Genomic DNA, 23314 nt, shown 5'->3' with positions numbered 1-23314 from the left:
TTGGGTGAAGCAATATCTGAATGTCCCGACCTTGTTTGGCACGACGGAAAATGCGGTATACAACCAACTGTTTGCGGCGTTCATCGCGTATGTGTTGCTGCGATGGCTGTATGATCAAACCAAAAAACAGACGAACGTCTCTCTTTCCTTCATTTCGTTCGTTCGCCGTTTTTTCTCTGGGCAGCTTCCTCTCGATTGGAAATCCGGGATGGCCGCTGCTTTGTTTGAGTATGCCCAAATTTATGGAAGGCGTATGTATAATTTTGGATAATCAACACTCATGAAAATTTATAATTGTAAAAAGAGTATTGACTTGTCCTACGGAAGTCGATATAATGTAAAACGTAATTACGAAACAGGGATTCCTGTTTTTTATTTTTGCATCTTATTCGACAAATTTCTACTTTTTCTGCATGTGGGTATAGTTTAGTGGTAAAACCTCAGCCACGAGCGGCACATCGTCGAGTAATCAGCGAGTTGCCTCGACGCATCCATCATCGTTGAATAAGCGAGTAGAGGAAGAGGCATAGTTGAGCGTGGGAAAAGTCATAGAGAAGAAGTAAGTTGCTATGCGGGTGTAGTTTAGTGGTAAAACCTCAGCCTTCCAAGCTGATGTCGTGGGTTCGATTCCCATCACCCGCTCCATACATACGGGGACAACGCAGTGTTTCGTTTCGAAGATGAACGGGGCATTGCGTTTTTTTATTTCGCTTGCCCCGCATACATTATTTAACGAGTTGTGCATGTGCTGTACCGCCGTGAATTTGGATAAACATCTCTTTCATCGCTTGTAGCATTTGTTCGCATTGTGTTTCTGTAAATGATGGGAGAAAGTACACGATTTGAATTGCATGTGTTGTTTGTTCCGTAACCATCGTTCGCTTTGAGTCGACAATGGGACTGCCGAATGCTCCTTTGGCATCTTTTGAGACAAGTTTTCGTTCAAAATTCGTTGTGCGATCATTGATGCCGATATATTCATCTGCTTGTGTACCGATCGTGATCACGATATCTCCTATGAGATGATCTCGGTCATAAATACCGATTGGTAGTTTATAATATAAGGAAAAAAAGTTATTGACATCAGCTGCTGAATGAATGGATGGAATAAATGTTTGTCTCTGCACGCGTCGAAGCAAACTTTCCGATGATGGACGGTATCGGCTCGGATCTGTGCCTATTTGTTTAAATACAGACCGCCATTCTTTCACTTCCGGCCATTCAGCTAACGGAGTTTGTTCCATATCAAAATATAACAGTTCTTGAAATTGACGAAGTTTCCCTTTTAACATGCTAGGAGATGGCCCGACGACGATGTGTTCATATGTAAGCACTCCAATTTTAAAATGAGAAACATGTTGTTTAATGTTGTCACAAATGGTTAACATATCGTTCACTCCTTTTTCTTTACATTGTAACATAAACAAAGTGGAAAGGAGGGATGGGAGATGGACGTTGAAGCACTAAAGGAAGAAACCATTCAATATAGCCGAACGATCGGCATTGATAAAATCGGTTTTGCAAGTGCTGATCCGTTTTTTGAGTTAAAAGAAAGGTTGCGTCAGCAGCAACAACTTGGCTATCAATCAGGATTTGAAGAACCTGATATTGAAAAGCGGACAACCCCATCTTTATTGCTTCCAGAAGCACGTTCTATTATCGCTATCGCCCTTGCATATCCGTCAAAATTAAAAAATGCTCCACAAAGTACAAAAAAAGAGCGTCGGGGAATTTTTTGTCGAGCATCTTGGGGACGAGATTATCACGTCATTTTGCGCGAGCGGCTGCAAAAATTAGAGCAATTTATTTTAGAACGCGTACCAGATGCAAAAGTGAAATCAATGGTTGATACAGGGGAATTGGCGGATCGGGCGGTAGCGGAAAGGGCAGGGATCGGATGGAGTGGAAAAAATTGCTCGATTATTACGCATGAATTTGGTTCGTATGTTTATTTAGGTGAAATGATCACGAATATCCCATTTCCTCCAGATACGCCAATTGAAGACGAATGTGGGACATGCACGCGCTGCATTGATGCTTGCCCGACAGGAGCGCTTGTACAAGGCGGACAGTTGAATGCCCAGCGGTGCATTGCCTTTTTAACGCAAACGAAAACGTTTATCCCTGATGAATTCCGCGATAAAATCGGAAACCGACTGTATGGATGTGATACGTGTCAACTTGTTTGTCCGAAAAATAAAGGAAAAGACTTTCACTTTCATCCGGAGATGGAACCGGATCCAGAGGTTGTGAAGCCTTTATTAAAACCGCTTCTTCATATGACCAATCGTCAGTTTAAAGAAACATTTGGACATATATCTGGCGCATGGCGTGGAAAAAAACCGATTCAACGAAATGCGATCATTGCATTAGCCCACTATAAAGATGAAAGTGCAATTGATGATTTATTCACGTTGCTTCGAGAAGATTCACGCCCAGTCATTCGCGGAACGGCCGCGTGGGCGCTTGGAAAAATCGGAAATCGTAAAGTTGTGCCGATGCTCCAACAAGCGAAACAACGAGAACAAGATGAAGACGTTATTCGCGAAATCGACAAAGCGTTAGCGATGCTTGAAAACGTGTAGTTGTTTTTCGTCCGTTTATGACATAACGTAATAAAAAACGAAAAAGTGGGGAACGGAATGAGAAAACAACTGCACGATCTCCTTTATGAACGCATTCGTCATTTTTTTGTCAGCGACGTGTCTGATGAAGAAATGGAACGAAAAAGAAAGTTGTTGGCGAAGCGGAATGCAAAGCTTGTGAAATGTGAAGGAAAAGGTACAATCATCGAAAAAAAGCACCTTGCTCCGTATACGTTTGTGCGTTATGTTGTTCATTTTCGTTTTTTCATTTGGCAAAGCGGATGGATGTATGTTGAGGAACAACAAGAGGTGCGCGAAGCGATATTTGAGAAACGTGAGCTTGTGAGCGATCAATTTGTTTTGCCGATCATTGAAACAGAACAAATAGAGAAAAGAAATGAACAAGACGATGGTGAACGCATCCGTTATACGTATGATCGACTAGCAGCAGTCCGGTATGCTGAAATATGGTGGAACGATTATAATCCAGCGTTTCATACATTTCCTGTTGATTGTACAAATTTTGTTTCACAATGTTTGCATGCGGGCGGCATTCCGATGATGGGCTATCCAAATAAAACAAAAGGATGGTGGACGCGCAAAAACGACTGGAGCTATACGTGGACGGTCGCACACGCGTTTCGTTGGTATTTAAGCGGATCGAAAACAGGCATTCAAGCTGTTGAAAAAAAATCACCGGAACAGTTGTCTGTTGGTGATGTCATTTGTTATGATTTTCAAGGGGACGGGCGATTTGATCATACGACGATCGTCGTCGCAAAAGATAAACAAGGGATGCCGCTGGTGAATGCCCATACGTCCAATAGTCGCATGCGTTATTGGTCGTATGAAGATTCCACAGCTTATACGCCGAATATTCAATATAAGTTTTTTCATATTATTGATCATATATAGGAGTGAAGAATGTGGCTTTACATGTTGTTTTATATCAACCAGAAATTCCAGCGAATACGGGCAATATTGCACGTACATGTGCAGCAACAGGAACGTCGTTACATTTAATTCGTCCACTCGGATTTTCAACAGATGACAAAATGTTGAAGCGTGCCGGATTAGATTATTGGGAATATGTAGATATTCACTATTACGATTCATTACAAGAGCTTTTTGATAAATATAAAGAAGGAGAATTTTTCTTTATTACAAAGTTTGGTCAAACATATTACACATCGTTTGACTATAGTGATCAAACGAAAGATTACTTTTTCGTTTTCGGTCGCGAGACGAGCGGCTTGCCAAAAGACTTAATCGAAAACAATATGGAACGTTGTTTACGCATTCCGATGAACGAATACGTTCGCTCACTCAATTTATCGAACACAGCGGCCATTCTCGTGTACGAGGCGTTAAGACAACAAAACTTTCCAAATGTATTTTAAGCGACTTTCGAATGAAAGTCGCTTAATTTTTTACTTCCGGCTTATCGTTATATCCTGCTGTAAAAATCGCAGCCAAGAAGGCGAAAATAACGCCAAGAACAAGAAGCGTTTTCATATGAAATCTCCTCCCTTATGAAGTGACAATAAAATGTCCACGCTTTCATTATAGCTTAATTGTACATTGAGATGAAAGTCATACTTTCACGAATGATTACGGACATCCTTGCATACATATGGTATTAATCATGACGCTAGACATCAAAGGTGGAGGAGGTCCGTGTATGGACATTTTGAAAAAAATACAAAAATATAGAGAAGAAGAACAAAAATTGAAGTGGGAAGGGACATTTGCGGAGTACTTGGAAATCGTAAAAGAAAAGCCGTGGGTAGCTCAGTCTGCTCATTCTCGCGTTTACAATATGATTAAAGATGCAGGGATAGAAGAAATAGATGGAAAGAAAAAATATAACTTTTTTAGCGGCCAATTGTTTGGACTTGAGGAAGCGCTAGAGCGGCTTGTAGAAGAATATTTTCATCCAGCTGCTAAACGTTTAGATGTTCGAAAGCGTATTTTGTTGTTAATGGGACCAGTAAGCGGCGGAAAATCGACGCTTGTGACGATGTTAAAGAGAGGGCTTGAGGCGTACTCATATACGGATCGTGGCGCTGTATATGCCATTAAAGGATGTCCGATGCACGAAGATCCGCTTCATTTAATCCCGCACCATTTGCGCGACGAGTTTTATAAAGAGTATGGTATTCGTATCGAAGGAAATTTGTCGCCATTAAATATGATGCGGCTTGAAAAAGAATATGGTGGTCGCATTGAAGATGTGATGGTCGAACGCATCTTTTTCTCAGAAGATAAGCGTGTTGGAATCGGGACGTTCAGCCCGTCAGATCCGAAGTCGCAAGACATTGCTGATTTAACAGGGAGCATTGATTTTTCTACGATTGCTCAATATGGGTCAGAATCGGATCCGCGCGCATATCGCTTTGATGGGGAGTTAAACAAAGCAAACCGCGGCATTATGGAATTTCAAGAAATGTTAAAGTGCGATGAAAAGTTTTTATGGCATTTGCTTTCTTTAACGCAAGAAGGAAACTTTAAGGCAGGACGTTTTGCGCTTATTAGTGCCGATGAATTAATCGTTGCGCATACGAATGAAACAGAGTATCGTTCATTTATTGCGAATAAAAAGAACGAGGCGCTTCATTCGCGCATTATCGTTATGCCAATTCCATATAACTTAAAAGTGTCAGAAGAAGAACGTATTTATGAAAAAATGATTCGTGAAAGCGATGTGGCCGATGTGCATATTGCCCCACATACGTTACGGGTAGCCGCGATGTTTACAATTTTAACGCGTTTGAAAGAGCCGAAACGTGGCGATATTGACCTTGTGAAAAAAATGCGCTTGTATGACGGCGAGCTTGTCGAAGGATTTAATGAAGTCGATGTAGAGGAATTGAAAAAAGAACATCCAGACGAAGGAATGAGCGGTATTGATCCACGCTATGTCATTAATCGCATTTCGTCTTGTATTATTCGAAAAGAAGTGCCGTCCATTAATGCGTTAGATGTATTACGAGCATTGAAGGAAGGATTAGAGCATCACCCGTCTATTTCAAAAGAAGATCGGGAACGTTATTTAAATTTCATTTCGATTGCACGAAAAGAATATGACGAAATTGCAAAGCGTGAAGTGCAAAAAGCGTTCGTTTACTCGTATGAAGAATCGGCGAAAACGTTGATGGACAATTATTTAGATAATGTGGAAGCATACTGCAATAAAGCAAAAATTCGCGATCCGCTAACGGGAGAAGAAATGAATCCAGATGAAAAGTTAATGCGATCGATTGAAGAGCAAATTGGCATTTCGGAAAATGCGAAAAAAGCGTTCCGTGAAGAAATTTTAATTCGTATTTCGGCATATGCGCGCAAAGGCCAGCGTTTTGATTATAATTCACACGAACGGTTGCGCGAAGCGATTCAGAAAAAGCTATTTGCCGATTTAAAAGACATCGTCAAAATTACGACATCAACAAAAACACCGGATGAACAACAACTAAAGAAAATTAATGAAGTTGTCGCTCGTTTAATTGACGAGTACGGTTATAATTCCACTTCGGCAAATGAGCTGCTTCGTTATGTCGGAAGTTTATTAAACAGATAAGCATGCCGCACTTGGCATGCTTTGTTTCATCATCTTAGAAAACAGGCTTGTCCAATGGAAAAGGATTCGAGCAATTTTCGAAATCATTTGTCAATTTTTTTCGATCGCTGCATAGGATAAAGTAACCAACCATTCATTCATTATTTTTCAAAGCCAACATAGTGTATGCGAGGAAACAGGAAAGTGTGCATCATTATTTTACATTGTAGGAGGGGAAAAAATGAGTAGAAACTTCATTGTGTCAAAGGAAGATTGGTCCCTCCATCGAAAAGGCCACGATGATCAAAAACGGCACGAAGAAAAGGTAAAAGAAGCGATTAAAAATAATCTTGGTGAATTAATTACAGAAGAAAGCATTATTATGTCTAATGGTCGCGATGTCATAAAAATACCGATTCGTTCGTTAGATGAATATAAAATTCGTTATAACTATGACAAAAATAAACATGTCGGCCAAGGCGATGGGGACAGTCAAGTTGGCGATGTGATTGCGCGCGACGGTTCTGGTGACGGTCAAAAAGGACCAGGCAAAGGGCAAGGAGCAGGTGATCTAGCTGGGCAAGACTATTACGAAGCGGAAGTGTCTTTAATGGAGCTAGAGGAAGCTTTGTTTAGTCAATTGGAGCTTCCGGATTTAAAGAAAAAGCAACACGCAGATCATGTTGTTCAACATATCGAATTTAATGATATTCGTCGAACGGGATTAATGGGGAATATTGATAAGAAAAAAACGATGATGGCTGCGTTTAAACGAAATGCATTAAGTGGTAATCCAAGCTTTTATCCAATTTATCCAGAAGATTTAAAATTTAAAACGTGGAATGAAGTCATTAAGCCAGATTCGAAAGCGGTTGTTATTGCGATGATGGATACGAGCGGATCGATGGGCGTATGGGAAAAGTATATGGCTAGAAGTTTCTTCTTTTGGATGACGAGATTTTTGCGCACGAAATATGAAACAGTCGATATTGTTTTTATCGCTCATCATACCGAGGCAAAAATCGTAACGGAAGAAGAATTTTTCACAAAAGGAGAAAGCGGTGGAACCATTTGTTCATCAGCGTATCGCAAAGCGCTAGAAGTGATTGAAACAAAATACTCACCGACAAAATATAATATTTATCCGTTCCATTTTTCCGATGGCGATAATTTAACATCTGATAACGCTCGCTGCGTTAAACTTGTGCAAGAGTTAATGAAAGTATCGAATATGTTTGGATATGGAGAAGTGAATCAGTACAATCGTACACCCTCTACACTTATGAGGGCGTATCAAAATATTAAAGACGAACGCTTTAGTTATTACATTTTAAAGCAAAAATCTGATGTGTTCCAGGCGTTGAAGCATTTCTTCTCGTCACAAAAAAAGGAGGCTGTTGCCTCGCGCTAGATTTTAGGATAAATTTGTATTATGAATTGATCTTTTTTCGTCCATTCTGGTTTCCGCAAGTATGTCGCTTTCTCAAGCACCGACTTGAGAAGGCGATTTTTCTTTTCGATGTCATCTGTTTGATGATACGCCTCCAGTACTTTTTTTACAGCAGGAACGTATTCGTTGATGTTCTTTTCTTTAAGCTGTTCTTTTTCAATTTCCTGTTTCAACTGCTCGATTTCCTCTTGTGTCTGTTTGATACGTGCTACGATATTTTGCTGTCGTTCTAGGAACACCTCGATTGTGTAAATTCCTCGCTCCAAGAAGTCGTGGAGGTTGTTTTTCTGCACATTCAGTTCTCTCAGTTCTTTTTCTTTTTTCTCAAGCGCTTTTTGTCTGAGTGGAATAACAGATTGTTTTTCCCTTTTCTCAAGCATTTGCTCCTGCACTTCGAACTGGTCAACGAATTCAGCGAGTGATTGCAATATGCGTTCTTCTACAAGAGGGAGCAAAGCGCCTTTCTGTACTCCTTTACATTTAGGGTTTGCACAACGAATGAGAGCATTAGGTCTATCTTTACGCGGCTGATACCACATTGTATAGCCACAAACCTCGCATTTAAGCAATCCAGCGAGAGGGTTGGATAATACCTTACTTTCGACCGTAGACGGTCGCCAACGCGCTGTATGGGCTTTATTCGCTGCTTCCCACAATTCTTTTGATACGAGCGGATCATGAGCATTTTCTTTCACATGCCAGCGTTCTGGTGGCATCTTTTTGCGTTTATACTTTCCGTTTTGTTTGACGTACTTCACCTTGCCCCAAATGATGTGTCCCATGTAGGCTTCGTTCTTTATGATTGCTGTGATGCTCGAAGGAGACCAAAATTCTCGTTTTTCATCAGGCGGCTTTACACCAAGTTTGTCCAACTCGGCAGCAATCGCTTGGCGACCATGTCCATCTCTCATCATCTCGAATATTTTCACGACTACCCATGCGGTTTCTTTATCAGGATACAGCTTGAGATTTTCGTCGCGAAGATAGCCATATGGCGGTTTTTTTGAAATAGATTTTCCTTCAGCTGCGGAAGCACGGCGACCGCGCTGCATGCGTTTGGTGATTGTTTTTAGTTCCTCGCGAGCAACAAGAGATTTAATTCCAAACACCAATTCCCATGTTTCTGATTCGGGATCATACACCTCTGTTGGTGTGATAATTTTTGTACCAGAGTAGCGGAATGCGCGGTCTAAAATCCCTTGATCGAGCATATCACCGCGGCCAAGACGGTCAATGTCCATGACCAGCACAGCATCGGCAACGCCCGATTCGACTTCCCGAAGCAACTTTTGAATTTCCGGTCGCTCAGCAATCGACTCCCCAGAAACGACTTCTTCAAAGATGTCGATGATGTTATGTCCTTCTTTTCGCACAACAGCAAGTAGGGTGTCACGATGGCGTTGTAGCGTGTCATATGATGCGCCTGTTTCGGCTGCCTTTTTCTCTTCCTCAATATCTTTGCGGCTTTTACGAAGATAAATAAAGACATCGAGGTTGGTTGGTCTGTACATAAAAATCACCTCTACACTATTGTAAAACCAACCGTACACATATACAAATACATCATGTATGTTATTGATAAACGAATATGCGATTTTGAATTTGTGTTAGACGTTCTTCGCATAACTTTGGTGTCACTTTAAACATGTGAGCCATTTGCTCGATTATGCATCGTTCATTCCAGTCGATGAAATCAAGCATATGATATGGAATGGCTGCGTATTTCGTGAAAAGCTTCGCATCACGTTCTTGCAGTTCTCGGAACGCCTCTGGCATCATGCTCTGCACGCCGACATGGCGGAGAATATGGCAAAGCTCATGAAAGAAAGCTTCGCGCTTCTCTTCTTCCGGCAATCGGGAATCGACAACGATGCAGCGGAATCGCCCAAAAACTTGATGTGTGGACGGAAACGGCTTTTCACGTAAGAAAATACTCATCCGTCGCGCTATGTATTCAATATCAATGTGTGAAGGATGGAAGATACCGAGACGTTGGTATAAGTTTGTTACCCAATCTTCGAGCGCTGTTGTGTAGTAATGACATAATTGCATAAAATCCCCTCCTTAGAGGAAATTATACGAACAAATGTTTGTTTTGACAAGAAAAAGAAAAAAGCCCTAAAAAGGCTTCTATACATAGGTTAGATAACATATAGTTCTTGTTGCTAGTTAACTGAAAGAGAAAGAAAATGGTTTGTTTTTTGTTTAAATTGAGCATATTATAAATATAAAGAGGTGATTCTGATGTTTGGAAAAAAATTGATTGATAAAATTTTTAAAGATGCAATCGAAACATCAAAAATCCTTGACAAAGAGTATGAAAATATGCGTATTGATAATGCTACACGTATTGCAGGAACCAAACAAGCGATTAATCAAAAATTAACGGAGTTCCAAGAGCAAAAAAAAGCAATGACAGCGGCTTTTCGTTTTATTCGTAATAAATAGCAATTGGTGTAGCGATATAGTCCCCATCTTTGAGTATTTGGAGAGCAACAAAAATGATATCAAACATCATATTCCCGATTCGAGTGAAGTCTTGTAATACTTCAAAATTCAAATTCTTTTCGTCGAAAACAGTTTCGCGTTCACCTATAACCCTAAAGAGAATTTTTGCTTTGCGTGTCGATTCTGACCTAAGTGATAGGGCCGTTGGAACTTCGCGTAACATTTCTTTTTCTATCAAATGGAATGTGTTTGCTGCTTTAATTATCGAATAGTTACCAAGGAATTTATTCGCATAGGCGCAGAACACTTGAACTTGTTTTAGAATGTTTCTTGGTGCAGATTGTGATTGGTACTGTGCAATAATTTGTTGAGCTTTAAGATACTCTGGGTTTTTAGGTTGTTTTCTTTGCTTTTTTAAAGTTGTTTCTGCTTGTTTGTATTCATCATCTGTTACATATACACCTAAGGCTTCCAATACATTATCGAAATCCACAATTCTTCCAAGAAATTCAAAGTCATAATATTTCCATTCGGTTTCCCATAAACAGATATCTCCCTCGGCAAGAGGGGAAGAGCTTGTTTTTAACTTTTGATTATCTTCTAAAAGCTGTAATAGTATGTCTAAAGCGTAATCATGGAATGCTTTATTTAATAGGTCTTTTTGACCTTCTAACAAAGTTCTTGAACCTCCAGTAATTTCATTTCCGTTTCTAGAAATATTGGCTCCAAAGCTCAAATTAATACTGGATAACAGACTACTCGTATCTGTTTGAAAAGTACCATTGAATCCAGCTACTTTTCCCCTTGTTGTTTGTGACGTTTCTGTATTGCTTTCTTGTGTTGTTTGTTCTAATGAATAATGCAATGTAACTCCTTTATCTAGTTGAGCTATTAAGGAATTCATAATTTCGGTGTTTAGATAGATGATCTCTTTCATATGTTCCTACTCCTGTCACATGTTTTAATATTACAACGACATTTAAGAAAAATGGATGTTGAAAGCATATCACCGTATCTCATGGTAAAGCAGATGTGATTCGGTCATAGCAAAAACATCTTAAATAACTACCTCATCCCAAAAGTCGCTTTCGTGCACTATAATAATTGGCATGCCTCTTTTCCTTAACTCAATCGCTTTTTCGACTTTTCTCCCATAACAAGCAAATGCCCAGCAAGGGTTTCCGTCGCCGCCGACAATCAGATAGTTTGTGTTTTTTGTGACGTTGTTGTTGAAGATTCCGCCCATGCTTTGAATGATTTTAGCGATTTCGCTGCGAGTTGCCCTGGTCGATGCACCGGTGAAAGAGAAAACTTTGTTTTCGAATATGATCTCTGGACAAACAGCGCATATGCCACTTATTGAATATTGACTTTGCAACGATTTTATTTCAAATTCATGGATGTTGTAGGAGGCTCTTGTGTCAACGAAATTTGCAAAGAAAGCTTTAAGTAAGTTTTTTTCATCCTCGCTGATAATTCCGTCTTGCTTCACGCTAACGAGCAGGCTATGGATCTCATCAAAAGGGTACGTTCCTCTCAAGAAGTCATGGTCATCGATCCAACTGGACAGTTGTTCAATTTCTATGTCATTTAGAACATTGTCTGCCATGATGCCATGGAGAATCCCATGTAGCTGCTGTATAGATGATGTGATAACATCATAATAGCTGTTAAAATCGTTCTCATTAATAATGTTGTTGCAAAGCCACAGAATATCTTCAATCTCCTCTTCTTCCAATTTGTTATCCAGTAAAGCTTGTTCAATTAACGGGATAATTTCGTTAAAAGGCGCTTTTTTTGCAAATCGTCTATGTAGGTTGCACCAATGAATGAGCTCTGTGATCTCTTTTTCGTTAGTGATGTTATCGGAACGAATCCCATGGATAATTCCAATCAGAGAGTTAATGGACTTGTGCAATTCGGCTTTTGAGGTGAATTTACGATAATCTTCAATTTCTTTGAACTTGCTCATTTTCTCTCCCCCATTTCATACAAGAATAAAAAAGATATCAAGTCAAATGGCGGTGATGTCTTTTCTTGCTGTATATCCGTGTCGTTTATAGATTTAAATAATCGTCGATGACTTTTTCGGCTTTGCCAACGTACTTTCGATAGTCTTCCATCGATCTTAAAGCCTTATCAAAATCTTTGACAATCAGCGGAGACACTAGCAACAAGTCACTAGGAGTCTGAATTAAAATACGCGTTTGTCCCGATTCGTTTTTGGAAGCTGGTTCACAAACAACGTTAGGGCACATCTCGATGATTTCTTTCTCTAAGCGTTTGGAGAGTAAGTATTTCTTCTTGCCTGTTAATTTAATTCGGGCAAAGGAGTAAAACGCTTGTATGTCCAAGTAAGTCGAAGTGCGGGAATAACGAACAAGACTAGTGTCACGATCATGATCATTTAATATGCGAATTACAATATCGTAAGCGCGTTTCTCGTCATCTGAAAGACGAAATTTTTCCTCTCTCCTTTTTTTGCATGTTTGATAAACAGCGGCACAAGTCAAACAGTCGTATAATGCATGATGTGAGCTTAAATCTAATTGTAACCATTGTTTTAGCGTTTCTAGTTGATGATTCGGTGTTTCGGATATGTATTTTCTCGCCAGACTTAGAGTATCGATGACGAGGTTTTTTGGTTTTTCCATTCCTAGTCGTTGAACGTTACTTAATAAAAATTTCATATCAAAAGGAGCATTGTGAGCGATTAGCACATCATCCTTCAGAAATTGGATAAAGTTCGGGAAGATCTCTTCGATTGTAGGAGCATTTTTCACGTCTTCATCCGTTATCCCAGTAATTTCCGTTATTTTAGGTGGAATTGACCTCTTAGGGTTAACGAACGAAACAAATTGTTCGATTGGCTCATGATTACGAAAACGTATTGCTGCAATTTGGATAATAGCATCTTTCTCTGGGCTTAATCCTGTTGTTTCAAAATCCAAAACCACGTAGTCGTCAGGGGCGAATGTCGCCTTTTGGTAAGTATAATGATTATCTGAAGGTGTATCTATTTTCTTGTTTGTGCGAGATGAAGAACAGCCATATTCGACAGTTACAGTTACCGGTATAGAGTGTATTTCTACAACTTCATGATTGTCAGAAGAAGACATCTTGTCGCACGTGTTTACGGTATTTTCTTTACTAGCTGTACTAATATTTGTATCCTTTTTCATTATTTTCTGAAGAAAGTGTTGTATAATCCCCATTTTCCCCCTCCTCTAAAGGTCGTGTGTATTCAGCTGATAGTAAAGTCTTTTAGACATCCATTTATTTTAGTCTTACAATTTTGGTTAATTTTTTCTGTTGAGGTAATACAAAAACCACCTAAAGTCCATTTTTGAACGTCTTAGGTGGCTATTCTTTGTTGCTTTTGTTCTTTTCTCTCGCCTTATGTACTACCCATTCAAAATGCTTCACGATCTCTTCGATTTCTTCTTCAGAAAGCTGTTTCCACTTCTCAATATCAAAGAACCCCATTTGCTCGATGCCATATTCTTTAATGAGTTGATTAATCCTTGCCAGCGTTCCTAATTCCTCATTGTCGCTCTCTGGCGGATTCGGATCATCCGTACGACCGAGTAGGTAGTCGGTGGTGACGTTGAAAAACTGCGCTAACTTATTGATAGTATCAATGTCCGGTTGACTTTGACCGTTTTCGTACTTCGAATATCCTTGGCGAGTTATCCCTAAAAATTCAGCCATATCTTGGTGTGTTAGTTTCTTTTGCATTCTTAGTGCTTTGAGTCTAACAGGGAACATGCAGAATCCCCTTTCTTATGCATCTGTTTTTTATTATAAGGCAACATAATGTTGCTATAAACAAAAATTGATTAAAGGTAACAAAAAATTGCTATTATGTATTGACAGTAACTTTTAGTTGCGTATAATTAAAGATAACAAAGCAACTTTTGGTTGCTAGGAGGTGAATTTTTATGACTAAAGAGCAACTTAGAAAAATCCTTGTGCAAGCAAGAGAAAGTAAAAATTTAACCCAAGAACAAGTTGTAGAACTATCTGGGTTAAGTATTACGCGACAATACTACGGAATGATTGAAAACGGCGATCGAAGACCTTCCGTAGATGTTGCTAAAAAGATTGCTCCTGTCCTCGGAGTGAGTTGGACAATTTTTTTTGAAGTTGATAGCAACCAAAAGTTACGTAGTATACCATCGGTGTAGCAAGTATTACTTGACAACTCAATCCCCATGACATGAAAGGAGGTGTAACCGAATGACGAACGAGCAATGTTTGGATGAAAAGCAGATTTCTCAAACCATCGAACGATGTGTTAAGCAAGACAAGACAGATCGCATTCGACAAGTTTTAGATCAATTGCAAAAAGGCGATGGTGTTAAAGTTTACAATCGGTTGTCGTATGAGTTACGAAAGATAAGAGCATCTGAAGCGGTTCAGACGCTCTTAGAGATAAAGAAACAAGAAAAAATAAGTGACAGTGACTTTATGGACTTCATTAGGTACGAACTTAGAAGACGTGGTGAGTTTTTATAAGTCTACATTCACTCATTCCACTTATTTTCAAACGTAGAGAAAACGTCATGCTCAAGGCTTTTTTGATAATTATCATAACCAGCTTGGTCTAATCCGAGAACGTAAACAATCCATTGCACACCGTCTTCTGTTTTGTTCAAAACATTCAATAGTTGCCATCCGTTTTGCAGATAGTCATTGACTTGATCTTCTTCTGTTAATTCGCAGACAAACACGATATCGCGCAATGCTATCACCTCCTTCCTGCCGTAGTCATTCGACAAGAAGGAGGAAATTCCTACAAGATTTGAGGTGAAAGAATGTCAACAATTCATCCCCATGACCCGCATACACATGAACAAAGGGGGAATGCGGGCATGAAGGAATTCAAATACGGGAACACCACTGTTATTATTCACTCCCCGTTGGTACTTATGAGTGCTGACGAACGAAAAGAATGGTTTCAGAAAGAATGGGAAAAAGGCAATCCAGTCTTGAAGCAGATCGCAAAAGCAGTAATAGATTGCTATGTTCCGAAAGAATCGGGCTCTTAAATCTAACATAACACGAATGTTTAGCGATAAATGGTAGAAGGGGGAGAACAAACAATGAAACGTGGTAGAGCGGCCGATGCGGTGAAAGCGGCGCGGCAGGCGACAGGGATGACACAACAACAGCTTTCATTTGAAATCTATGAATCTCGCGAAGCAGTTTCACAGCAAGAAAACGGACGGTATCGGGTACAACCGAACATATCGAAATATTTCACCGAAAAGCATAACAATCCGTGGGTGGCATTAGAGGCAGCGGCGGAATACACAGGATGGGGACCAGTGAAGCTGGACGGTGAGGTGGTCGATCTACACCGTGCAAGTGTGGCGATGAAAACGAAAGAGGAACTAACCGAAGCGCTACAAGCGATTGAAAGTGTATGTGTAGCGAATCATCCACGAGCGATTAGGGAGTACGACAAGCAGCACTTGGAAGAAGCGATTTTGCAAGCGATTGACGCGATTGTAGCGCTCACGCAATATGTCGCGGTTATATGTGTCGATTATGGCTTCTCGTGGCTCAAAATGTGGCAAAAGCATCGCACGAAATTGCAGACGAAAGGATTTATTCGAAAATGACAAAGGGGGAAAATCAAATGATTCAGTTACCGAATTTAGCGGAAATGACGGACGTCGAAGCGATTCATTTCTATACAAATGAGTTTTTGCGTCTTTCACGTGAGGGGCAACTCAATAGTGAATATGGCAGAGCGTTGCTCGAGTGGAAAAAGCAGATGAACGCACGCTTGGAACAATCACGGAAGGAGTGGTGGTAATGTATTTTGTCATTTCAGCAAGCCGTTTAATGAAAGCAAGTGAAGTGAGAAAGTTATGTGCCGAGTTTCGTAATGATCCAGCATTGCTACTCGCTCTGGAACTCACGGTAAAACAAGAGTGGTACAAACGAAAAATGGCCAGTGCGCCAACACTAGCCATCGCTCAATAAATAATCAACCGTTGCAATTATATTCTAGCATAAACGATTTGCGAAAGGAAGGGCAAGCGCATGCTTGCCGATTGGAGTACAAGCAACAGGTATCTCCCCAGCCTGCAAATGGGTGTGTCCCCCAGCCCATCAGCTTGTACTTCAATCGGTGCGTATGCACACTAGACCGAGCGAGAGCTGGCGACGATCCGAAAGGGGAGCCGCGCCAAAATACATGAATGGTCATTGCGAAGACGTCTAGCCATTCATTTCAGAGGAGGAAGAAGCTATGCAAGATACACTCTTTTTGCAAGAAGCGGATTTAGTGCAAAAAGCATCGCGGTGCATCGAGTACATACAAGAATCGCTTCAAAACCGCGACTATGAAACAGCGAAAATCGAAATGTCGGAGTTGCGTTTTTTGTTAGATGAGCTGCAAGTGATTGAGCAAAAGAAAGCACGTCGCGCTCAGTTGTTTGAAATCGTTGCTGATATGCGCAAGCGCGGCATTCAAATTGATTTTGTATCACGATTGCTAGGGTGATGGTATGACGCGAGAAGAGAAAAAGCAAATTCGTTTGCAAATCTTGCAATTGCTCGATAAGTGTGCAGGATGCGAAGAACGTCATAACGGTACACAAAGCGTATGCGTCATAAGTTGTCCGATCGGCAAGCAAATGCAACAGCTATCTGTGTTGTTATCGAAAGAAAGCCCTCGCATAAAAAGAGGCAAGTGGACCGAAGAAGAAGAGTTTTATCTATGGCAACATAAAGACATTTTCGATATTTCGGAGCTTGCTGCACGCTTGGAGCGAAGTGAATTATCTGTGTATTCAAAGTTGCGCCAGCTTGAGAAAAAGAATGTTTTGCCTTGCTAGAAGGGAGGTTATGAAGCATCACTACATTGTATGCTTCATGCACGTAAATATGCTATTTGAAGTAGAATTTGCAACCAAGAAAAACGGCTATTTCGAAACGATCCATACGGCACTCATTCACGCGCTCACTGTGTCCGAGTGCCGCCAAATCGCGTTAGAAATAGCCAAACAACTAGGAAAAGGTGATATACAGGTTTTTATTTCAGACTTCTAGGTTCATTATGCCAGAACATGATATGGAAAGCAAGGGAGGAAGGGGATATACATGGCAACAAGACTTCTAATGGACGAAGAGCCGTTAGTGATTTTACCGTCACTAGCGGCTACGATCGGCTTAAATGAAAGCATCGTGTTGCAGCAATTGCATTACTGGCTTGAGCGCAGCAATCACATACACGAAGGGCATAAGTGGGTATACAACACATATGAGGAATGGCAAGAGCAATTTCCGTTCTGGTCGGAAAGCACGATTCGCCGTATCATCACAAAACTTGAAAAGCAAGGGCTTATTATTGCAGGGAATTTCAATCGCTCAAAGATCGACAAGACGAAATGGTATCGAATCGACTATGACAAATTGACTGAGATTGAAAACCCAGTTTACGAAGTGAATACGACTGTTCAAAATGACACCTCGATTGCTCAAAATGAACAGACGACTGACGAAATTGACAGTCCATCTGCTCAAAATGAACAGTCCATCTGTTCAAAATGGACAGACGAAGCGCTCAATTTGAACAGACCAATACCAGAGAATACTACAGAGAATACTACAGAGAAAAAAGAAGAAGTAGAAGAAGAAGCACGCGTGCGCGAGAATCCATTCGCTTTCTTTGAACAAAACGGATTTGGCACGATTGGTGGCTACATAAGCGAAAAGATTTCAACTTGGATCGATGACACATCTGAAACACTGGTTTTAGAAGCAATGAAAATCGCAGTAGAAAATGGCGTCAAGACGTGGAAATACGTTGAAACCATTTTGCGTGACTGGGCTGATAAGGGTTATCAAACCGTTGAACAAGTGCATGCAGCGCAAAAGGCATTCAAAGAACAACAAGCCAAAAAACGGAATGGCTCTAGCACGAATGGAAAAAAAGCCATTCGGACGGAGAGTGTTCCAGACTGGTTGAATACCGACTATTCGCAATATGAACACAAAGCTGACGCAGATCAAGAAGCGCTCGAACGCAAGCGGCGCGAGCTAGAAGAGCGACTGAAAAAATATCGCAATGACTAGGTGAGCGCTATGCCGTACCCGATTTGGATTCGGTTAGAGTATCGAAACGACGTTGGGCGAATCGTTGGTTTCACTGGCAGTATTCCATCCGAAACAGCGTTGCGTGACGTATTAGAGCGATACGAGATTACTAGAGAACGCCTTGTGTCGCTTGAAATCAACGGCAAATCATATTCGCTGTCAAAACTTGATCGCTTTTTTCAGAGGTGAAACATGTGCTTTTACTCAAACATGTATTGATTCAACGTCTAAGGCGAAAAGGTGTTTTCGTGGCAACAGATGGACGGTCGCTATCGAAATTGACGTTAGAAGAAATTCAACAGGAATACGAAAGAGCGGAGGGGGAACGTGATGAACTGGTCAAAAGCAACGCTTAGACAGTTATACGTTATCGTGCGATATGAACATTGTCCGATTCAATATAAACAAATGGCGCTAAAAGAAATACAGAAACGATTGGAGGATTTGCGATGAGTCGTAAGTCTTTACATGGTCCAGTTGTGGTTAGCTACTTAACGCCAGAAGAGTTAGAGGCGTACCGAAGCCGTCCACGCAAAAAATATTACGACGAAGATAACCGTCGAATCATTGATTGGCGCTGGCCACAAAACAGAAAGAAAAGGGGAGCAAAATGATGGATTTATCCAAGCTTTTTGACATGCAGCGGGAACTGGATGAGCGGATTGAGAAGCATCATCCAAGGCAACCTGATGACAGAAGAATTTACTCTAAGTTACTTGCCTTACTCGTAGAGATCGGGGAGCTGGCAAACGAAACTCGATGCTTTAAGTTTTGGAGCAACAAAGGACCTTCATCGAAAGAAAAAATTCTTGAAGAAGGCGCAGATGTATTGCATTTTCTCTTGTCGATTGGCAACGAGATTCATGTTAAACCGTCAATTGAAATTATCCCAATCAAAAAAATATCGCTCGATGCACAATTTTTAGCGCTATACGACCAAGCAAGGCTCGCGAACATTAAAGAGCAATGGGAATGGACGTTCAATCTCTATGTCGGATTAATGGAAACGCTCGGATTTACTTGGGATGAAGTTGAGGCAGCGTATATGCGCAAAAATGCAGTCAACCATCATCGCCAGGAAAGTGGGTATTGAGATGGACGCGAAGCATTGGATGAACGAGCTTAACAAAAACCAAATACTTCGCAACGTGCAAAAATTGCTCGAAACACAAACGGAAAAGGGGATTGAAAAATACGGCACAACCGTCAATCCAAGTGACTACACATTTGTCGGATGGTTAGAGCACTTGCAACAGGAAATGGTCGATGCCATCGTATATTGCGAAGTGCTGAAATTTAAATACGCGCACTTAGTTGCGCTTGAGAAGATAAATTCGGACGTGAATGCTGAATGAAACGTCGTAAGCGGAAAGCCAAGTGGTATTTGCTATATCGAAAGGAAAATCGCGATGCGGTTTATGTATATGAGCCGTTGCGCAAGTATGAGCTACAAAGCCGACTTCGACGCGGATGGAAAGTGATTGGATAAAATAAAAAAGCCGGGACTCCTCCCGACAGCCTAACTTCATTATACCACAACGGAGGGATTCCGGTGAGTAAAAGAGCACAAGAGTTGCAGATTGATACAGATAATATGATCGTTTCACACCCCGTCGTGCCAGGGAAGGTGCTTGTGATTGTCGTTGACGGCGTGCAAGGGAAAGCGAAAGTAGCGGAAGCGGTTGAGCATGGATATACGATTATTGAAACAGCAAAAGGAAAAACCGCGCGGATAAAATACGAGGAAAGCGAGTTGTTTTGAAGTGAAAATTGCGGTTCATGTGTATGAATGCAAGGGTTGTGAAGTGGTGTTTGCAGTTTCGCAAGACTTCGAAGAACAGCATCTTGTGCAATGTCCAATTTGTAAAAGTGATAAAGCGTTAAAAGGATTATCGGATGGTGAATTACGAATGAAACGAGGGCAACAGTTGAGGGCATTTATAACCTTATGAGGTGATAGCGTGATTAAATTGCCGCCAATTTCTGAAGACGATGTATTGGAGCTAAAGGATTACATCAGCTTTTCCGAAAGTGCATTTGGATCCCCGGAGAGCGAATTTTTACGTCAGCTTTTTGACTTTCTATACGACAAATACGAAGAAATCGAAGCCGAGCGATGGCGTAATGATCCACAAAACTGGGGCACATACAGCAAATGGCCACGTGAAGATGATTTGCCGTTTTAGGAGGCGTAGTTAATGAGGAAACACGGAGATAAAGTTGAAGTTAGTTTCAATGTTCAACTTCCCATTAATGTGTGTAGTAAATGTCATGTAGAATTCGTTTTACTTTATGTAGCAGATCATTGCAATGAGATATGGGAGCAAGTAGCGAATGGATTTGGATTACTTCATTGCCCTTACTGTGGAGAAAAATTGTGGTGGGAAAAGTGAGACTACGAAAAGTATATAACTGTCTTTTTGAGAATGAAGCAGAGCAGGAACTTCTGTACGTGCATGGGGAGGACTTCGACGGAAACATTGTTTATGAATATTGCGATGGAACGTTTCAGTTGCATAAAATGACGAAACATCAGCTGATCGAAAAGTATAGTAGAGTATGGATTTCTCCATTAAAAGAAGATTTGTAGTACAAATATTATACAAACAGGAGGACCCCTAAAATGGAACATGATTTAAAAGTGCTAAGACAGTATTACGACAAGGTGTTAATCAACGAATATTACGCAACACCAGAAATTGATCCAGACATCGCAAATAAAATCGTTGGCGGGTTGATTTTATATATGAATATCGCTGAGAAACAACAAGCAAAAATCGAGAAGTACGAAAATGCATTAAAAGAAGTGATTCAAGCCGTTTATGATGCAAAGCGATTCACACAAGAATTTAACGATATGGTTGGTTTTGATTTCTTTGAGGATTGAGTGAGGTGAAGAAGAATGAACCAATTACAAAAGGTGTTTACTTACAGTGGCAATCAAGTGAGAACGATTATAAAAAATGACGCAGTTTGGTTTGTAGCAAAGGATGTATGTGAAATTCTGGACATCGCTGACGCCAGAAAGGCTGTCCAAAGGCTTGATGAAGATGAGCGGAGTTTAATTCCGGTCATCGATTCGCTAGGAAGAAAGCAAGAAACATTCATTGTAAACGAACCAGGGTTATATGCATTAATTTTAGGGAGCCGGAAACAGGAAGCGCGTCAATTTAAACGCTGGATTACGCATGAGGTTATTCCAACGATTAGAAAAACCGGCGGCTATGTAGCGAATGATGATTTATTTGTAGAAACGTATCTCAAGCACGCCGATGAACAAACGAAACTATTATTTCGCGCTACATTAGAAACCGTTAGAAAACAAAATGAGCAGATTGCCATGATGCAACCAAAAGCCGATTATTTTGACGCACTTGTTGATCGGCGGTTGCTGACAAACTTCCGTGACACAGCAAAAGAGTTAAAAGTGAAGCCAAAAGCTTTTGTTGAGTGGCTTATTGATAAGAAATACATTTATCGTGATCAGAAAGGAAAGCTGAAACCGTATGCTCAATATGTTCCGTCTTTGTTTGAATTGAAAGAATGGGAACGAAATGGACGAGCTGACGTGCAAACGCTCGTTACTCCGAAAGGAAGAGAAACGTTCCGAATCTTGTTACAAAAGACAGCTGTTTTGATATAATGGAATTAAAACCAAATATGTCCAAGACCGAGAGCGTGAGGACACTGATTGTACAGGATAGCAAAGTTATCTCTGTATGATTGGTGTCCTCTTTTGTTTTATCAGAAAAACGAAAGGGAGAGGTACAATGCGAACAATCCAGCAGGAATTAAAAAAATGGATGAAAGTCAATAAAGTTCAGCAACGTCAGAAGAAAGCGCGTAAAAAGAAACGAGGGAAGGAACGGCTGACGGAGCGTGATCTTAAAGAATTAATGGGAGTCGGTCGCCCAGTGTATAGACGCGGTAAGGGCGGGGCATTTCGACAGCGATAAGGAGGGATGGCGCAATGGAAAAGAAGTTAGAATTCATGCTTCCAGAGATTGATCGTGTTGCGACGAAAAAAGCAGTTGAAGCGGCATTAGAAAAATATCGTATATATTTGCTGACTTTACGATTGGATCAACTTCCGAAAGTCACGCAGAGCTACTCTCTCGTTTCAGCAGCAACTAATCAAATTCATTCCTCCACGGAAAATATTGCAATACGAAATGTTGATTATGAGTGGGAGAGGGAAGAATATATTAGGCGAGTTATTAATGTTGTTAATCGACTAAGCAAATGGGAAAGGGCAATCATTATTCAACGGTATATGTCTGAAGAAGATGTTTACGATTACGAAGTGTATAATGAACTTGGGATGAGCGAGCGGAAATATTATCGGTTGAAATCACGAGCGTTTTACAAACTTGCTTTTGCGCTTAGAATCGAGGTGTATAAAAAATGAATTTTGTACAGCCAATTCGCGATCAAGAAAAGATTCAAGCGATTAAGGAGTATTTAAAAGAGCAGAACGAACGTAATTATTTGTTATTTTTGCTTGGTATCAATACCGGTTTACGCATTTCGGATATTCTAAAGTTGAAAGTTGGAGATGTAAAGGGCACACATATTAATATCCGTGAGAAGAAGACCGGAAAACAAAAGCGTATTCGTATTACGCCAGCTTTAAAAAGAGAATTGAATCGGTATATTGTAGGGAAAAATGATGATGAGTATTTAATCAAAAGTCGCAACGGAAGAAATAAACCTATTGGTCGTAGCATGGCATACAAAATATTGCGCAAAGCAGCTGAACACTTCCGATTAAGTGAAATTGGCACGCACACACTTCGTAAAACATTCGGCTATCATTTTTATCAGCAGACGAAAGATGTGGCCATGCTACAAGAGATATTTAATCACTCATCACCAGAAATCACGCTTACGTACATCGGAGTCAATCAAGACTCAATGGATCGAGCTATGACAAAATTTAAAATTTGAACGAGCTCACTTATGAACATGGGTGAGCATTTTTGTTTGTTTTTATGAATTACACATAAATTTTTGGTTGTGTAATTTATTTTTTCACGTCTGTAGGTGGCAGGAATATCAATGAATTTGTCGAAATGTCGAATTACACACAATATAAGATATGGGTAATTCAAGAATAAGATATTGTTCTTTAGAATCTCACAATACCAAATAATTTGTATATGG

Annotated in this window: 40 protein-coding genes, 1 tRNA gene and 1 pseudogene; 34 read left to right on the top strand and 8 right to left on the bottom strand. The window is 40.4% G+C overall.

Features of this window, described 5'->3' with window-relative positions; translation table 11 throughout:
* Nucleotides 1-271: pseudogene (locus tag K1I43_RS12350) on the top strand (IS4 family transposase); the annotation flags it as partial.
* A 300-nt stretch (nucleotides 272-571) separates the two neighbouring features.
* Nucleotides 572-645: transfer RNA gene (locus K1I43_RS12345), tRNA-Gly, on the top strand.
* Between the two features lie 80 nt (nucleotides 646-725).
* On the opposite strand, the gene K1I43_RS12340 is transcribed toward K1I43_RS12345, so the two are convergent.
* Nucleotides 726-1388: a B3/B4 domain-containing protein gene (locus K1I43_RS12340; protein ID WP_205597798.1), complete on the bottom strand. Its 663-nt coding sequence runs from the start codon at nucleotides 1386-1388 to the stop codon at nucleotides 726-728.
* Nucleotides 1389-1448: 60 nt separating this feature from the next.
* Between K1I43_RS12340 and queG the strand changes: the two genes are divergently transcribed.
* From queG to yhbH, 5 genes are all read left to right on the top strand, one after another.
* A complete protein-coding gene (gene queG / locus K1I43_RS12335; protein WP_136260386.1) occupies nucleotides 1449-2585 on the top strand; it encodes a tRNA epoxyqueuosine(34) reductase QueG in 1137 nt (378 codons plus the stop codon).
* Between the two features lie 57 nt (nucleotides 2586-2642).
* Nucleotides 2643-3500, top strand: coding sequence for an amidase domain-containing protein (locus tag K1I43_RS12330; RefSeq protein ID WP_021095672.1), 858 nt, complete (start codon nucleotides 2643-2645; stop codon nucleotides 3498-3500).
* 11 nt (nucleotides 3501-3511) lie between these two features.
* Entirely contained in the window at nucleotides 3512-3985 is a 474-nt protein-coding gene (gene trmL / locus K1I43_RS12325; RefSeq protein WP_009373579.1) for a tRNA (uridine(34)/cytosine(34)/5-carboxymethylaminomethyluridine(34)-2'-O)-methyltransferase TrmL, read from the top strand.
* A 281-nt stretch (nucleotides 3986-4266) separates the two neighbouring features.
* The gene (locus K1I43_RS12320) at nucleotides 4267-6162 is read left to right on the top strand and encodes a PrkA family serine protein kinase (RefSeq protein WP_009373577.1); all 1896 of its coding nucleotides are present in this window, start codon (nucleotides 4267-4269) and stop codon (nucleotides 6160-6162) included.
* 220 nt (nucleotides 6163-6382) lie between these two features.
* Complete coding sequence (gene yhbH / locus K1I43_RS12315; protein ID WP_035064553.1) at nucleotides 6383-7552, top strand: sporulation protein YhbH; 1170 nt, start codon at nucleotides 6383-6385, stop codon at nucleotides 7550-7552.
* On the opposite strand, the gene K1I43_RS12310 is transcribed toward yhbH, so the two are convergent.
* Both K1I43_RS12310 and K1I43_RS12305 read right to left on the bottom strand, forming a co-directional pair.
* Nucleotides 7549-9102 carry a recombinase family protein gene (locus tag K1I43_RS12310; RefSeq protein ID WP_220382672.1) on the bottom strand — a complete coding sequence of 518 codons (1554 nt, stop codon included), beginning with the start codon at nucleotides 9100-9102 and terminating at the stop codon, nucleotides 7549-7551. The genes yhbH and K1I43_RS12310 overlap by 4 nt on opposite strands.
* Nucleotides 9103-9163: 61 nt before the next feature.
* Nucleotides 9164-9643, bottom strand: a complete 480-nt coding sequence (locus tag K1I43_RS12305; protein WP_019417163.1) for an ImmA/IrrE family metallo-endopeptidase — start codon at nucleotides 9641-9643, stop codon at nucleotides 9164-9166.
* A gap of 192 nt (nucleotides 9644-9835) precedes the next feature.
* On the opposite strand from K1I43_RS12305, the gene K1I43_RS12300 reads away from it, so the two are divergent.
* Nucleotides 9836-10039 (top strand): hypothetical protein, encoded by a 204-nt coding sequence (locus K1I43_RS12300; RefSeq protein WP_019417162.1) that lies wholly within the window; start codon nucleotides 9836-9838, stop codon nucleotides 10037-10039.
* On the opposite strand, the gene K1I43_RS12295 is transcribed toward K1I43_RS12300, so the two are convergent.
* The 4 genes from K1I43_RS12295 to K1I43_RS12280 form a co-directional block, all read right to left on the bottom strand.
* Entirely contained in the window at nucleotides 10023-10976 is a 954-nt protein-coding gene (locus tag K1I43_RS12295; protein ID WP_019417161.1) for a DUF6414 family protein, read from the bottom strand. The two genes, K1I43_RS12300 and K1I43_RS12295, sit on opposite strands and share 17 nt — an antisense overlap.
* 120 nt (nucleotides 10977-11096) lie before the next feature.
* The gene (locus tag K1I43_RS12290) at nucleotides 11097-12011 is read right to left on the bottom strand and encodes a BRCT domain-containing protein (protein ID WP_019417160.1); all 915 of its coding nucleotides are present in this window, start codon (nucleotides 12009-12011) and stop codon (nucleotides 11097-11099) included.
* An 85-nt stretch (nucleotides 12012-12096) separates the two neighbouring features.
* Nucleotides 12097-13254 carry a 3'-5' exonuclease gene (locus K1I43_RS12285; RefSeq protein ID WP_019417159.1) on the bottom strand — a complete coding sequence of 386 codons (1158 nt, stop codon included), beginning with the start codon at nucleotides 13252-13254 and terminating at the stop codon, nucleotides 12097-12099.
* A gap of 148 nt (nucleotides 13255-13402) precedes the next feature.
* On the bottom strand, nucleotides 13403-13807 hold the full coding sequence (locus K1I43_RS12280; protein ID WP_019417158.1) for a helix-turn-helix domain-containing protein: 405 nt from the start codon (nucleotides 13805-13807) through the stop codon (nucleotides 13403-13405).
* 173 nt (nucleotides 13808-13980) lie between these two features.
* Between K1I43_RS12280 and K1I43_RS12275 the strand changes: the two genes are divergently transcribed.
* Both K1I43_RS12275 and K1I43_RS12270 read left to right on the top strand, forming a co-directional pair.
* Nucleotides 13981-14226: a helix-turn-helix transcriptional regulator gene (locus tag K1I43_RS12275; protein WP_019417157.1), complete on the top strand. Its 246-nt coding sequence runs from the start codon at nucleotides 13981-13983 to the stop codon at nucleotides 14224-14226.
* 52 nt (nucleotides 14227-14278) lie between these two features.
* Nucleotides 14279-14557, top strand: a complete 279-nt coding sequence (locus tag K1I43_RS12270) for a hypothetical protein (protein WP_075039665.1) — start codon at nucleotides 14279-14281, stop codon at nucleotides 14555-14557.
* A gap of 8 nt (nucleotides 14558-14565) precedes the next feature.
* On the opposite strand, the gene K1I43_RS12265 is transcribed toward K1I43_RS12270, so the two are convergent.
* Nucleotides 14566-14784 (bottom strand): hypothetical protein, encoded by a 219-nt coding sequence (locus K1I43_RS12265; RefSeq protein ID WP_075039664.1) that lies wholly within the window; start codon nucleotides 14782-14784, stop codon nucleotides 14566-14568.
* Nucleotides 14785-14913: 129 nt separating this feature from the next.
* Here K1I43_RS12265 and K1I43_RS12260 point away from each other — a divergent pair, with 129 nt between their 5' ends.
* The 24 genes from K1I43_RS12260 (at nucleotide 14914) to K1I43_RS12150 (ending at nucleotide 23098) form a co-directional block, all read left to right on the top strand.
* The gene (locus K1I43_RS12260; protein ID WP_178378772.1) at nucleotides 14914-15090 is read left to right on the top strand and encodes a hypothetical protein; all 177 of its coding nucleotides are present in this window, start codon (nucleotides 14914-14916) and stop codon (nucleotides 15088-15090) included.
* A 54-nt stretch (nucleotides 15091-15144) separates the two neighbouring features.
* Nucleotides 15145-15666, top strand: a complete 522-nt coding sequence (locus tag K1I43_RS12255; protein WP_042535113.1) for a helix-turn-helix domain-containing protein — start codon at nucleotides 15145-15147, stop codon at nucleotides 15664-15666.
* 17 nt (nucleotides 15667-15683) lie between these two features.
* Nucleotides 15684-15863: a hypothetical protein gene (locus tag K1I43_RS12250; protein WP_143249236.1), complete on the top strand. Its 180-nt coding sequence runs from the start codon at nucleotides 15684-15686 to the stop codon at nucleotides 15861-15863.
* Nucleotides 15863-16033: a hypothetical protein gene (locus K1I43_RS12245; RefSeq protein WP_178378771.1), complete on the top strand. Its 171-nt coding sequence runs from the start codon at nucleotides 15863-15865 to the stop codon at nucleotides 16031-16033. Before K1I43_RS12250 ends, K1I43_RS12245 begins: the two co-directional genes overlap by 1 nt.
* 268 nt (nucleotides 16034-16301) lie before the next feature.
* Nucleotides 16302-16556: a hypothetical protein gene (locus K1I43_RS12240; RefSeq protein WP_042535117.1), complete on the top strand. Its 255-nt coding sequence runs from the start codon at nucleotides 16302-16304 to the stop codon at nucleotides 16554-16556.
* Nucleotides 16557-16560: 4 nt separating this feature from the next.
* Nucleotides 16561-16890: a hypothetical protein gene (locus tag K1I43_RS12235; protein ID WP_075039662.1), complete on the top strand. Its 330-nt coding sequence runs from the start codon at nucleotides 16561-16563 to the stop codon at nucleotides 16888-16890.
* 10 nt (nucleotides 16891-16900) lie between these two features.
* A complete protein-coding gene (locus K1I43_RS12230; RefSeq protein ID WP_075039661.1) occupies nucleotides 16901-17104 on the top strand; it encodes a hypothetical protein in 204 nt (67 codons plus the stop codon).
* Between the two features lie 51 nt (nucleotides 17105-17155).
* Entirely contained in the window at nucleotides 17156-18130 is a 975-nt protein-coding gene (locus tag K1I43_RS12225; RefSeq protein WP_220382671.1) for a DnaD domain-containing protein, read from the top strand.
* 9 nt (nucleotides 18131-18139) lie between these two features.
* Nucleotides 18140-18340, top strand: coding sequence for a hypothetical protein (locus tag K1I43_RS12220; RefSeq protein ID WP_075039659.1), 201 nt, complete (start codon nucleotides 18140-18142; stop codon nucleotides 18338-18340).
* Nucleotides 18337-18507, top strand: a complete 171-nt coding sequence (locus K1I43_RS12215; protein ID WP_305956517.1) for a Fur-regulated basic protein FbpA — start codon at nucleotides 18337-18339, stop codon at nucleotides 18505-18507. The genes K1I43_RS12220 and K1I43_RS12215 overlap by 4 nt, the downstream gene beginning before the upstream one ends.
* Nucleotides 18482-18604, top strand: a complete 123-nt coding sequence (locus K1I43_RS15710) for a hypothetical protein (protein ID WP_255572213.1) — start codon at nucleotides 18482-18484, stop codon at nucleotides 18602-18604. Before K1I43_RS12215 ends, K1I43_RS15710 begins: the two co-directional genes overlap by 26 nt.
* Nucleotides 18601-18765, top strand: a complete 165-nt coding sequence (locus tag K1I43_RS12210; protein WP_167333728.1) for a hypothetical protein — start codon at nucleotides 18601-18603, stop codon at nucleotides 18763-18765. The genes K1I43_RS15710 and K1I43_RS12210 overlap by 4 nt, the downstream gene beginning before the upstream one ends.
* A complete protein-coding gene (locus tag K1I43_RS12205; protein ID WP_253263366.1) occupies nucleotides 18762-19244 on the top strand; it encodes a dUTP diphosphatase in 483 nt (160 codons plus the stop codon). Before K1I43_RS12210 ends, K1I43_RS12205 begins: the two co-directional genes overlap by 4 nt.
* 1 nt (nucleotide 19245) lies before the next feature.
* Nucleotides 19246-19506, top strand: coding sequence for a hypothetical protein (locus K1I43_RS12200; protein ID WP_075039656.1), 261 nt, complete (start codon nucleotides 19246-19248; stop codon nucleotides 19504-19506).
* Nucleotides 19503-19640 (top strand): hypothetical protein, encoded by a 138-nt coding sequence (locus K1I43_RS12195; RefSeq protein ID WP_019417143.1) that lies wholly within the window; start codon nucleotides 19503-19505, stop codon nucleotides 19638-19640. The genes K1I43_RS12200 and K1I43_RS12195 overlap by 4 nt, the downstream gene beginning before the upstream one ends.
* A 63-nt stretch (nucleotides 19641-19703) precedes the next feature.
* Entirely contained in the window at nucleotides 19704-19913 is a 210-nt protein-coding gene (locus K1I43_RS12190; RefSeq protein WP_019417142.1) for an XtrA/YqaO family protein, read from the top strand.
* Nucleotide 19914: 1 nt separating this feature from the next.
* Entirely contained in the window at nucleotides 19915-20103 is a 189-nt protein-coding gene (locus K1I43_RS12185; RefSeq protein ID WP_019417141.1) for an FmdB family zinc ribbon protein, read from the top strand.
* A 9-nt stretch (nucleotides 20104-20112) separates the two neighbouring features.
* A complete protein-coding gene (locus K1I43_RS12180; protein WP_019417140.1) occupies nucleotides 20113-20337 on the top strand; it encodes a hypothetical protein in 225 nt (74 codons plus the stop codon).
* Nucleotides 20338-20540: 203 nt separating this feature from the next.
* Nucleotides 20541-20741: a hypothetical protein gene (locus K1I43_RS12175; RefSeq protein WP_143249235.1), complete on the top strand. Its 201-nt coding sequence runs from the start codon at nucleotides 20541-20543 to the stop codon at nucleotides 20739-20741.
* Nucleotides 20742-20774: 33 nt separating this feature from the next.
* The gene (locus K1I43_RS12170; RefSeq protein WP_019417137.1) at nucleotides 20775-21038 is read left to right on the top strand and encodes a hypothetical protein; all 264 of its coding nucleotides are present in this window, start codon (nucleotides 20775-20777) and stop codon (nucleotides 21036-21038) included.
* A 15-nt stretch (nucleotides 21039-21053) separates the two neighbouring features.
* A complete protein-coding gene (locus tag K1I43_RS12165) occupies nucleotides 21054-21794 on the top strand; it encodes a phage antirepressor Ant (protein WP_019417136.1) in 741 nt (246 codons plus the stop codon).
* A 127-nt stretch (nucleotides 21795-21921) separates the two neighbouring features.
* Nucleotides 21922-22107: a hypothetical protein gene (locus K1I43_RS12160; RefSeq protein WP_019417135.1), complete on the top strand. Its 186-nt coding sequence runs from the start codon at nucleotides 21922-21924 to the stop codon at nucleotides 22105-22107.
* A 14-nt stretch (nucleotides 22108-22121) separates the two neighbouring features.
* On the top strand, nucleotides 22122-22559 hold the full coding sequence (locus tag K1I43_RS12155; RefSeq protein ID WP_019417134.1) for an ArpU family phage packaging/lysis transcriptional regulator: 438 nt from the start codon (nucleotides 22122-22124) through the stop codon (nucleotides 22557-22559).
* Nucleotides 22556-23098: a site-specific integrase gene (locus tag K1I43_RS12150; RefSeq protein WP_019417133.1), complete on the top strand. Its 543-nt coding sequence runs from the start codon at nucleotides 22556-22558 to the stop codon at nucleotides 23096-23098. The genes K1I43_RS12155 and K1I43_RS12150 overlap by 4 nt, the downstream gene beginning before the upstream one ends.
* Nucleotides 23099-23314 lie beyond the last annotated feature (216 nt).

Origin of the sequence: Anoxybacillus sp. ST70 (assembly GCF_019553625.1) — a bacterium.
Classification (GTDB): Bacteria; Bacillota; Bacilli; order Bacillales; family Anoxybacillaceae; genus Anoxybacillus; species Anoxybacillus gonensis.
This window is presented reverse-complemented; position numbering and strand designations above follow the sequence as displayed.